The organism is Arthrobacter sp. AB6 (assembly GCF_031844545.1).
Taxonomy (GTDB): domain Bacteria; phylum Actinomycetota; class Actinomycetes; order Actinomycetales; family Micrococcaceae; genus Arthrobacter.
This window is the reverse complement of the sequence record NZ_JAUZVL010000024.1, coordinates 59,781-69,066: the sequence shown is the minus strand read 5'-3', so window position 1 is coordinate 69,066 and position 9,286 is coordinate 59,781. Positions and strand designations below refer to the sequence as shown.

Below are 9,286 nucleotides of genomic sequence, written 5' to 3'. Positions count from 1 at the left end.
CGGAACGCGAGGCAGCCCAGCAGCTCAAGACCGCCGCCGAGCCCCTGGCCACCCAGGTCACCGACGCCGCCAAGGACATGGCCCAGGACCTCAAGGAACCCGCCCAGGAAGCCATGGCAAACGTCAAAGCCACCGCCACCGACGCCGCCCAAAACGTCAAAGCCGAAGGCCAACACGCCGCCACCGACGTCAAAGACCGCGCCACCGACGCCGCAGACCACGTCAAAAACACCTAGATTCCCCAACACCTAACGGGCCCGCTGCGGCACCCGCAACGGCATTAGGCGCCCCACAAGGCAATAAGCACCACTGAGAGGCCGGCCCCGCCCGTCGCGGAGCCGGCCTCTCAGGTTCAGGCCCAATCGAGAGGACACCCCATGGCCACTCACGACTCTTCCGAAACCAGCACCGCCAAGGCGGGCCAGGCACCGGATCCAAACGACTCCAGGAAGCCGGAAAGCCCCAAGGAACTAGACAAGCCAAACTGGAAATACATCGCCAGGAAGACGCTGCGCGAGTTCACCAAGGACCAGTGCCCTGACCTCGCCGCAGCCCTGACCTATTACGCGGTCTTGTCGCTGTTTCCGGCCATCCTGGCGCTTGTGTCCCTGATAGGGCTCTTTGGCGACCCGCAGAAGACCACCAATGCGCTCCTGCAAATCGTCAGCAGCTTTGTCCCGGCCGAGACTGTTGACACGGTAGGCGGAGTGGTGCAAGACCTGGCAAACGCCCCAGCGGCAGGATTCACCCTGGTCATCGGCCTTGCCACCGCGCTGTGGTCGGCTTCCGGGTACGTGGGCGCTTTCGGCCGGGCAATGAACCGGGTCTACGAGGTGGATGAAGGCAGGCCCTTCATCAAGTTGCGCGGCACAATGCTGGTGGTCACGCTCCTGGCTGTGGTTATTGTTGCTGTCCTGGCCGGCATGCTGGTGCTCAGCGGCCCGGTGGCAGAGGCCGTCGGGGGCTTGATCGGCCTCAGCGGCGTCTTCCTGACCGTGTGGAACATCGCCAAGTGGCCGTTGATGATCGCGCTTATCATCGCCATCATCGCCGTGCTGTACTACGCAACTCCCAACGTCAAGCAGCCCAAATTCAAGTGGATGAGCATGGGCTCCGGCATCGCATTGTTCGTCTTCCTGCTGGCCTCGGTCGGTTTCGGGTTCTATGTAGGCAACTTTGGAAACTACAACAAGACCTACGGCGCCCTTGGGGGCGTCATTGTCATGCTCCTGTGGCTGTGGATCCTGAATATGTCCCTGCTGTTCGGTGCGGAGTTCGATGCCGAAATGGAGCGCGGACGGCAGCTGCAGGCCGGCATTGAAGCGGAGGAAACCATTCAGCTGCCGCCGCGGGACACCAAGAAGAGCGAAAAGCTGCAGAAACAGGAAGAGGAAGACGTTAGGCACGGCCGCGAGCTCCGCGAGAAGTACAGCGCCGACAACGGCCAGGACGAAGGCTCCGGCGGGAATGAAGGCGGCGGCAGGAACGATGCCCAGCCCACGGAGCCGCACCGGGAAAGGGTCCGGGACAAAGTCCGGGACCGCGCCGACGGCGGAGACAGCACCAAGGAGAACCAGCGCCAGCCGGGCCCGGCAGGAGCGCCGCCGGAGGGCCGCGCCGGGGGCTAGGCAGGACCTCCAAGATAGGGGAAAATTGGTAGCGAAGGTCCTGTTATCTTCCCGGGTTTGGCAAGGTGGCCCGGGGGCAGGCGGGGCCGGCGGCGAGATGGCCTCTTCTGAGACCGAGGCCAGTCCCCCCAGTCGCCGTCGGCCCCCTCGATCATGTACGAACTCCCTGGCCCGCGGGACGGCCTAACTGGACAAAGTGAGCCGGCTGCCATACCTTCATGATTATTCTGCAAGGCCCTTCTGGGCCCGGCAGAGCCGCTGAAGCAGAAACGGCGGCACCACGGTCGAGCCCGAATGAGCGAACATGCCTGCTACACATTTTGAAGAGTTTATTGCCGAAGCAGTTGTCGCGGACAGGGAACCGGGCCTTGGCCTCGGACGCGATGAGCTGTACGGTCTCTACACCAGTTGGTGCCTGCTCCACAAAGGTCCCCTCCAGCCGCCGGAAGCACTGTGGGCGGCATTGCAGACACACGGAATCAACCCGGACAGCAACAACCTGTCCATGACCGGCCCCGCGGCCGCGGATTACATCGTGGCCAGCGCACCCGACCTGGTCTAGGCATCCCCCGGCTTTGCCGGCAGCAACTGCCTGTCGGTTCCAGCCAGCGACCTGTTGAACAACCCGCCGGCTGGCTAGCATGGGAGCATGGCATGCGCATTGCCGCAGGCCACAAGCCGAAGGGAGAATGCCATGGGTTTGGACGACAAGATTGACAATGCCGCCGAGAAGATGGGCGGCAAAGCCAAGGAAGCAGCCGGCAAGGCAACTGATGACGAAAGCCTCCGGACCGAAGGCCAGATGGACCAGGCGAAAGCCGACCTGAAGCAGGCCGGCGAAAAGGTCAAGGACGCATTCCGAAAGGACTAGCCCTGCCAGGCAAGGGGGCCGCTGCGGAAACGCAACGGCCCCCTTGCCGTTAAGCCGTTCAGTCCCGCGCTGGCCTAATTCTCCGGTGCCAGCGCGATGTCCATGCCAAGCGTGCGCAGATAGGCACCGAACCCCTGCGGGGCCCGCGCCTGCGTCCGGCCCGAGGTCAGCACCCGGACGGTGTCAGTGGCCCTTACGTCAAACCCTTTCTCCCGCAACCGCGCCGCCAGCACACGGTCCTCATGCGCGAGGTGCCGAGGGAACCCGCCGGCCTGAAGGTAGGCCGAGCCGCGGATGCCGAAATTTGCTCCGAACACATGCGGATGGTCTTCCGAGAACGGGTGCATCGACTCCCAGCGGCTAAGCAAGTCCGGTGCGACGCCCGCAGGATCCACTTCCACGGACCCGAGGACCGCATCGGCCCCTGCCGCAGCTAATTCCAGGTGGCCCACGAGCCAGTTGTCCGGAACAACCGAATCGGCATCAGTATTGGCCAGCCATAGCCCGGCGGCGGCCTCAGGCCTGCCATCGCTTAGGGCGCCGAGCACCTGCCAGCTCCCGGCACGCCTGCTCCGCCCAACGCTGCGGAAGGCGACCGGCAGGACAGAAAAACAGCTGTTCCGCGCAGTGAAAGCGGATGCTATGGCCGCAGAACCATCAGTGCAGGAGTCAAGGACCACAAGGACCCGCACGCCAATTCGAGGCTGGGCCAGCCGCAGCCTCGATACGGCGGCCTCCACGCCACTGAGGGCGCCGTCCAGGTGCTCCTCCTCATTGTGAACCGGGATCACCACGGCCACCCTCTCGACCGGCATCAATGGGCAGGAACCGATGCCTTGGGCGCTGTCAGGGTTTCCAGCAGAAAGTCGCGCTCCCGGTATACGCCGGCAGCAGGCCACGCCAACCGGTCACGGGCCAGCGCATGGACCCTTTCGCCGTCGAGCTCCCATCCCGAGATGGGATGCCGCCAGTGGCACAGCAGCAAGGTGCCTCCCGGCACAACGGACTCCCTGATCCTCTCGAGCAGCACATCGAGCTCATAGGCGGCGAAGTAATAGCCAACCTCGGACATCACCACGAGGTCGTAGCTTCCGTCGGGCCACTCTCCGGGAAGCGTCAGTTGCCTGGCGGCTACTCCCGGGAAAGGGGCCAGGCGTTCAACTGCCCGTTCCAAGGCGGCACCGCTGGCATCGACGGCCAGCAGGTTCGTGCACCGTGCCGCGAGATCTGCTGTCAGCGTGCCGATGGAGCAGCCGATCTCCAGCCCGGAGGCATAGTGTTCTTCGGGCAGCGCCGCCACCGTCAGCGCGCGCTTCCGCCGCTCGTACCAGCTGGTGGTGTAGTGCCAGGGGTCCGCCTCCCGGGAGTGGACATGGTCAAAGATGCGCTGCGCCTCCTTGCTCGTACGGGGCGCCTTTCCGGTGGCGGTGGCATCCTGCTGCCCGGCAGGAAACTCCTGCGGGGCAGTCCAGGCGAAAGTTTCAAAGGGCCGGGAGAAATGGCGCAGGAAGGACTCATCCAAGAGGACTTCGTCGCCGGGATGCGGCGAAAGGGGCCGAGTCTGGCTGGTGTGCTCCTGCAAGGTCCGCGCCTTGACGGACTGTTCGCCTGGTTCCAGCGGCAGCCGTACCCAGGACTGCCAGTCGGGGTGCTCGGGCACGGCCCAATGCCAGTACCAAATGGGGTACTCAAGCAGGGCATAGCCGCTGTCTGCGGCAACAGCAGCGGCGGCAGCGCCGAGGGCATCATGGTCTCCGTGCCCGTCGGCCCGGTAGGGCGCAACAATGGCGAGCCGGCCTGCGGGGCCGGCGAGCCCCGCAGCGGCCTCAGCGATACAGCGGGTGATGTCTCCTGCGTGCTCCGCCAGGCCGCTGTCCGGCAGGCCATGGTAGCGCCAGCGGTCTTTGAGCCCCAGGCATTCGAGGGCAGCTTCGAACTCTGCCAGGCGGATGGCGGCCAGAACCTCCCGCGAGACGGTTGTGGAGCCGGGATGTGAGGCCTCCCCTGCCGTGAACAACAGCACGTCCACCTCTGCGCCGACAGTTTGCAGCCGTGCCAGCAGGCCTCCCGCTCCGAGCGTCTCGTCGTCCGGGTGGGCGGCCAGGACCAGGAACTTCATGGCGGCCAGCTCCTGCGGACCCAGCGGGAGTTCCGGAAGCACCGCGAGTCCTCCGCCCGCCCAGGCTGACTCGTCAGTCCCCTCATCCGTGTGCAGGAAGGTCACCACGACGCGTCACCCTTCAGGGCCAGGGCGCCCAACTGGGCGTCATCGCGCATGCCATGGTGCTGGCGGACGTACAGTGCCAGGTCAGCCGTGCGCTTGGCATACTTCTCGTCGAAGGCCAGCGGTGCCGGCCCCCGGTTGCTGCCCACCACCGACAAGACGCGTTCGACGGCGGCTGCGCAGGTTCCGCGCACCCGCAGCGCATCGCTCCATGCCGATGCCTGCCCGGCAGTTCCGTGCCCGGTGGAGCCCTGTTCCCGGCGGTCAATACTTTCCGCCGTTCCCGCCAAATACTGCAGGGCGGCGGAAAGGATGCGGTCCAGTTCGCCGAGTGAGGCCAGCGCGATCTGGTCGGGCTCCCGGCCTGAAAGAGTCCCGGCACGCAGGGAGTCCCGGTAATCCCGGGCAATGCCCACAGCCCCGCCAAGCCAGCAGGCGGCCACTCCCATGCCGCCCCAGGCAAACCCGGGCCTGCTGAAATACCAGTTGGTTCCCTGCAACGGCTCGGCGGGGACCCTGTCGAACCGCACCGGCCCGCTGGGAATTTCGCGCAAACCCCGTGCCACCCACGCCGGGTTCCCGCAGGTCACGCCAGCGTGGCGCAGGTCCACCGCAAAAGCCGCACGGCCGCCGTCGTCCGTGTGGGCCGTGACCACCGCGTGGTCAAGCAACGGGGCCAGGGAGCACCAGGGCTTGGATCCAGTGAGGAAAACCGAGGAACCCCTGGCTTCCGCCTCGAGCCGGTAGCCTTGACCTTCCGCGGCGAACACACCCCACGTCCCGGTGGCATCGGCTGGATCATGGCCCGCCTGAGCAAGGATGGCCAGGGCATCCAGGTGCGGCTCAAAGACCCGGGCAGCAGCCACGTCAATGGCGGCCACCGTGGCCAGGAGCTCCCAGAGAAGCCCGGTAGTGCCCTCGCCGGGCCGCGGCCATTCCTTCCCGGCCTGGCGGGCCAAGGCAAGCAACGCGGGGGCGTCGCCGACGGCAGCGGAGACGGCCTGGAACAAGGCATCCACGCCGCCAGGCCGTACCCCGTCCGCGGACAGCCGGACCACTGCGTGTGGGCTGACAGGCGCGTTGCCGGCAGGTGGTGGGCTGTGTTTTTCGGAGAGTTCCGGCATCGGGGCGGCGGCGCCTATTTGCCTGCCGGCTCGGTGACGGATGCAGTAGCCGCCATGGTCTCGGCGTTGACCATCCACGCAAGCTGCTCCAGCCGCTCGATGGCCGCGTGGAGCAGGTCCGCGCTGGTGGGATCCTCCTCGTCCACTTCATCATGGACATCCCGCATGGTCTGGACCGTACGCTCCAGCCTGGCCGTGATGAGCTTGACGGTCTCCTTCGTGGAGGTCAGCCCTTCAGGAAATTCGTCCAGCCGGCTGCCGGCTGAGACAGTGCTGCTGCGGCCATCCGGAAGGGCGTGCAGGGCGCGCATGCGTTCAGCGGCCTGGTCGGCGAAGAGCCGGGCAGCGGCAATAATCTCGTCAAGCTGCAGGTGCAGGTCACGGAAATTCGTGCCCACAACGTTCCAGTGGGCTTGCTTTCCCTGCAGGTGCAGCTCGATGAGGTCGGTAAGCACCGTCTGCAGATTGCCGGCCAGGGTGGGTGACGCTTTCATCAGTTTCCTCCGCTGCTGCTCGCTGTCCGGCCGAACTCCAGCCGAAAATTCATTCTAAGCATACTTAGCAGTTCCGGCGGCGAGCGCGGCAAAAGGAGTACACCCTACCGGATGCGGGCCAGCGCGAATCCGTCCCAGCCTTTCGAGCCCACGGTCTGGATAACAGTGGCATCGAGCCGGGGATGCTCGCCAAGGAGTTTCAGCGCCTCGATGATTCCAGGCGCATTGACCGGGTCCATTCCGGGGTCAAGGATGGCCCCCTCCCACACGGTATTGTCCAGCACCACCGTGGCCCCGGACCGGCCCAGCCGGACGGCCCAGTCCAGGTAGCGGCTGTTGTTCTCCTTGTCCGCATCGATGAAGATGAAGTCGAATGGTTCCCGGGCTTCTTCCTCAAGTGCGGCCAGTGTTTCCAGCGCAGGTCCCAGCCGGATCTCCACTTTTTCCCCCAGGCCGGCGGCGTCGATGTTGGCCCACGCAACCTCTGTATGCTTGGGCAGGAACTCGCAGGTGACCAGGGTACCGCCGTCGGGAAGGCCCCGGCCCATCCAAATGGTACTGAAGCCGGCAAGGGTGCCGATTTCGAGCACGCGGCGGGCCCCGGAGATCTGGACCAGGAGCTTGAGCAGCTTTCCGGCGTTGGGAGCCACTTCGATGGCGGGCATGCCGGCCTCTTCGGCGGAGCGAATGGCCTGCTGCAGGGCGGAATCCGGACGGACGACGACGTCGGACAGGTATTCTTCAGCCGCAATCCACTCTGGCCGGGGCTTGTGCTCGAACATTGCCACAGTCTGGCACGGGCCCGCGTCGGGGTCCAGAGCAAAAGGCCGACGGCGGATGCGGCCGCCGCGGGTCAGGAACCGTCAGCGAGCGCTTCTTCCAGGCGGTCCACTTTTGCCGTCAGCTCACCGGTGTAGCCGGGCCGGATATCGGCCTTGATGACCAGGGACACCCTGCTTCCGTACCGCCCCACCGCCTCGGTGGCCCGCTTCACTACATCGAAAACTTCGTCCCATTCGCCTTCGATGGTCGTGAACATCGAATCCGTTTTGTTGGGAAGCCCCGATTCCCGGACGATCCTGACGGCGGCCGCAACGGCGTCGTGCACTGAAGCATCGGAGGGACGGGAACCTTCGCTGGGCGTGCCGGAGGGGGCAACTGAAAACGCAAGCAACATGGTGCCAGTGTGCCATGCGGCCTTCGGGGCCTGCAGGGGGAACAAGCGGCCTGGAGCGTCACATAACCCACTACCCTCCAGTAACAGTGAACGCCGAAAGCTCCATTGCTAACCTTTTCGCATGAGCCTCGCAGTCGTCCGCAAGCCGCTCCGCGCCGACGCAGCGCGGAACGTGGACAAGATCATCACAGCGGCGCGCCAGTGCTTCCGCGAGTTTGGCCCGGAAGTACCGCTGCAGACCATCGCGGCAACGGCGGGAGTAGGCCCCGCTACCCTCTTCCGGAACTTCGCTGACAAGGAAGAGCTGGTCCTCGCCGCGCTCAACCGGCAACTGCGCCTGACAGTGGACCCCGTGATCGACGACGCCCTGGCGGATATCGACGCGACCGCCGGACTGCTGCGGGTCCTCGAGGCCCTGATGGCTGCTGCCAGCGCCGATGCCAACCTGCTGGGCGCCGTCGCGGGCCGCCGTGAGCTCCTGACCGGCATTACGGGCTCCCTCATGGAATCAATCAGCGTGTTGCTGGTGCGCGGGCAGGGCCAGGGAAGCCTGCGGAGGGACATCTCCATGACTGACATGTTCCGGCTGCTCGCTATGCTCATTGGCGTGGTGGACACCATGGAGCCCGGGTCCGATGCCTGGCGCCGCCCGCTTGCCCTCATTGAGGACGCCATCCGCACGTCCCGGCCGGCCCGGCCGCTTCCGGCGCATGTACCAGTCCCGCCTTCTCCCCTGGCGGAGCCCCAGCTGGGCTAGCACTCCCCTGAACGGCAAGCCCCATTGTGGGCGTCCCGAGGGTGCCACTAGACTTCAGGAAGGGTTACGCAGCCAGCCCTCTGTGTCTTGATATGGAGTGACCCATGCAGCAATCCGAGTACCTCCCCCGGGCAACGGCCGCACTAAGATGAACAGCTCAAAGCTGAACCTTTACCTCAATGATCCCCGCGGGCCGGAGGAAATCCTCCCCACGATGACCGCGGAAGAACTGGCACACTTGCTGGATGCCCTCTACCAGAACCTGGACACGCCCGAGCCCGAATTTGGGGTGGAAACCTGGTATGAAATGGCTGTCGAAGAATGCAGCCGCCGGGCCGGTTCGCCCGACGGCGAAGCCCACGGAGTGGCCTAGCCTGACGCCTCAGTGATGCCCGCGGTGTTCGTTGGGAACGTGCCCCTTGGCTTCGATCAGGTGCTGCTGCAGCTTTTCCTCCGCGTCCCGGCGGCGGCGGGCCGTATCGCGCAGCTCCCTGGAACCTTCGGAGCCGCTTGGGTCAAGGTAGCCCTGCCGCGGCTTCCCGTGCCGTTCCGGTGCGGGCGCCTCGGAACCTGTCTTAGCGGCGGTCTTCTTCGCGGCCTCCTGGGCAGCGGGGTCCCGGGAATCAGTGTCCCGGGAAGCGGCATCCCGGGCTGCGCCGCTTTCAGCACCTCGGCCATGTTCCGGCTGCTCCGGACGTGACTGATCGTTCATGTCGTCATTCATGTCGGTTCCTCTTTCTGGCCGCCGCAGTGGAGTGCGGCCCCGTTCCAGCCCACCATAGACGGGCTCCAAGGGTCACGGCCTGCTAGTCAGCGGGATCTCCCCTGCCCCGAAGCTCCTGGCGCACCAGTGCCTGCAGGGCCGGAATCTGGGATGCGGGATCCAGGTCAAAGGACTTCCACAGGCTCCGGGAGAGGGACTCCAGGTCCTCGGCCGGAACGTCCGCCAAGCCGGCATAGCGCGTGAAGAAGCGTTTGGCAGGCAGTCCAGCCCGTCGTCGAACGTTTTTA

Annotated in this window: 13 protein-coding genes and 1 pseudogene; 6 read left to right on the top strand and 8 right to left on the bottom strand. The window is 65.6% G+C overall.

Annotation, left to right across the window (positions count from 1 at the left end; genetic code table 11):
* From Q9R30_RS16335 to Q9R30_RS16320, 4 genes and pseudogenes are all read left to right on the top strand, one after another.
* Positions 1-236 (top strand): annotated as a pseudogene (locus Q9R30_RS16335) (hypothetical protein); the annotation flags it as partial.
* A 141-nt stretch (positions 237-377) separates the two neighbouring features.
* Complete coding sequence (locus Q9R30_RS16330) at positions 378-1,628, top strand: YihY/virulence factor BrkB family protein (RefSeq protein WP_311218245.1); 1,251 nt, start codon at positions 378-380, stop codon at positions 1,626-1,628.
* 304 nt (positions 1,629-1,932) lie between these two features.
* Positions 1,933-2,190 carry a hypothetical protein gene (locus tag Q9R30_RS16325; RefSeq protein WP_104996600.1) on the top strand — a complete coding sequence of 86 codons (258 nt, stop codon included), beginning with the start codon at positions 1,933-1,935 and terminating at the stop codon, positions 2,188-2,190.
* A 132-nt stretch (positions 2,191-2,322) separates the two neighbouring features.
* Positions 2,323-2,499 (top strand): CsbD family protein, encoded by a 177-nt coding sequence (locus Q9R30_RS16320; protein WP_104996599.1) that lies wholly within the window; start codon positions 2,323-2,325, stop codon positions 2,497-2,499.
* 74 nt (positions 2,500-2,573) lie between these two features.
* On the opposite strand, the gene Q9R30_RS16315 is transcribed toward Q9R30_RS16320, so the two are convergent.
* The 6 genes from Q9R30_RS16315 to Q9R30_RS16290 form a co-directional block, all read right to left on the bottom strand.
* Positions 2,574-3,293 (bottom strand): glycosyltransferase, encoded by a 720-nt coding sequence (locus tag Q9R30_RS16315; protein WP_311218244.1) that lies wholly within the window; start codon positions 3,291-3,293, stop codon positions 2,574-2,576.
* A 20-nt stretch (positions 3,294-3,313) separates the two neighbouring features.
* Positions 3,314-4,726 carry a bifunctional PIG-L family deacetylase/class I SAM-dependent methyltransferase gene (locus Q9R30_RS16310; protein WP_311218243.1) on the bottom strand — a complete coding sequence of 471 codons (1,413 nt, stop codon included), beginning with the start codon at positions 4,724-4,726 and terminating at the stop codon, positions 3,314-3,316.
* On the bottom strand, positions 4,720-5,847 hold the full coding sequence (locus Q9R30_RS16305) for an acyl-CoA dehydrogenase family protein (protein ID WP_311218242.1): 1,128 nt from the start codon (positions 5,845-5,847) through the stop codon (positions 4,720-4,722). The genes Q9R30_RS16310 and Q9R30_RS16305 overlap by 7 nt, the downstream gene beginning before the upstream one ends.
* Positions 5,848-5,861: 14 nt before the next feature.
* Positions 5,862-6,341: a Dps family protein gene (locus Q9R30_RS16300; protein ID WP_104996596.1), complete on the bottom strand. Its 480-nt coding sequence runs from the start codon at positions 6,339-6,341 to the stop codon at positions 5,862-5,864.
* Between the two features lie 104 nt (positions 6,342-6,445).
* Positions 6,446-7,123 carry an O-methyltransferase gene (locus tag Q9R30_RS16295; protein WP_311218241.1) on the bottom strand — a complete coding sequence of 226 codons (678 nt, stop codon included), beginning with the start codon at positions 7,121-7,123 and terminating at the stop codon, positions 6,446-6,448.
* Between the two features lie 71 nt (positions 7,124-7,194).
* Positions 7,195-7,518, bottom strand: a complete 324-nt coding sequence (locus tag Q9R30_RS16290; protein WP_104996594.1) for a thiamine-binding protein — start codon at positions 7,516-7,518, stop codon at positions 7,195-7,197.
* Positions 7,519-7,639: 121 nt separating this feature from the next.
* On the opposite strand from Q9R30_RS16290, the gene Q9R30_RS16285 reads away from it, so the two are divergent.
* Both Q9R30_RS16285 and Q9R30_RS16280 read left to right on the top strand, forming a co-directional pair.
* Positions 7,640-8,275: a TetR/AcrR family transcriptional regulator gene (locus Q9R30_RS16285; protein WP_104996593.1), complete on the top strand. Its 636-nt coding sequence runs from the start codon at positions 7,640-7,642 to the stop codon at positions 8,273-8,275.
* A 148-nt stretch (positions 8,276-8,423) separates the two neighbouring features.
* Complete coding sequence (locus tag Q9R30_RS16280) at positions 8,424-8,648, top strand: hypothetical protein (protein WP_104996592.1); 225 nt, start codon at positions 8,424-8,426, stop codon at positions 8,646-8,648.
* A gap of 9 nt (positions 8,649-8,657) precedes the next feature.
* On the opposite strand, the gene Q9R30_RS16275 is transcribed toward Q9R30_RS16280, so the two are convergent.
* Positions 8,658-8,999, bottom strand: coding sequence for a hypothetical protein (locus Q9R30_RS16275; protein ID WP_311218240.1), 342 nt, complete (start codon positions 8,997-8,999; stop codon positions 8,658-8,660).
* An 82-nt stretch (positions 9,000-9,081) separates the two neighbouring features.
* Complete coding sequence (locus Q9R30_RS16270) at positions 9,082-9,225, bottom strand: hypothetical protein (RefSeq protein WP_234005493.1); 144 nt, start codon at positions 9,223-9,225, stop codon at positions 9,082-9,084.
* Between the last annotated feature and the right edge of the window lie 61 nt (positions 9,226-9,286).

Bases quoted from the DNA above. Each gene is read 5' to 3' on its own strand.
- Q9R30_RS16320 (WP_104996599.1), top strand. From the start codon at position 2,323: ATGGGTTTGGACGACAAGATTGACAATGCCGCCGAGAAGATGGGCGGC.
- Q9R30_RS16330 (WP_311218245.1), top strand. From the start codon at position 378: ATGGCCACTCACGACTCTTCCGAAACCAGCACCGCCAAGGCGGGCCAG.
- Q9R30_RS16280 (WP_104996592.1), top strand. From the start codon at position 8,424: ATGAACAGCTCAAAGCTGAACCTTTACCTCAATGATCCCCGCGGGCCG.
- Q9R30_RS16300 (WP_104996596.1), bottom strand. From the start codon at position 6,341: ATGAAAGCGTCACCCACCCTGGCCGGCAATCTGCAGACGGTGCTTACC.
- Q9R30_RS16295 (WP_311218241.1), bottom strand. From the start codon at position 7,123: ATGTTCGAGCACAAGCCCCGGCCAGAGTGGATTGCGGCTGAAGAATAC.
- Q9R30_RS16305 (WP_311218242.1), bottom strand. From the start codon at position 5,847: ATGCCGGAACTCTCCGAAAAACACAGCCCACCACCTGCCGGCAACGCG.
- Q9R30_RS16285 (WP_104996593.1), top strand. From the start codon at position 7,640: ATGAGCCTCGCAGTCGTCCGCAAGCCGCTCCGCGCCGACGCAGCGCGG.
- Q9R30_RS16290 (WP_104996594.1), bottom strand. From the start codon at position 7,518: ATGTTGCTTGCGTTTTCAGTTGCCCCCTCCGGCACGCCCAGCGAAGGT.
- Q9R30_RS16275 (WP_311218240.1), bottom strand. From the start codon at position 8,999: ATGAATGACGACATGAACGATCAGTCACGTCCGGAGCAGCCGGAACAT.
- Q9R30_RS16325 (WP_104996600.1), top strand. From the start codon at position 1,933: ATGCCTGCTACACATTTTGAAGAGTTTATTGCCGAAGCAGTTGTCGCG.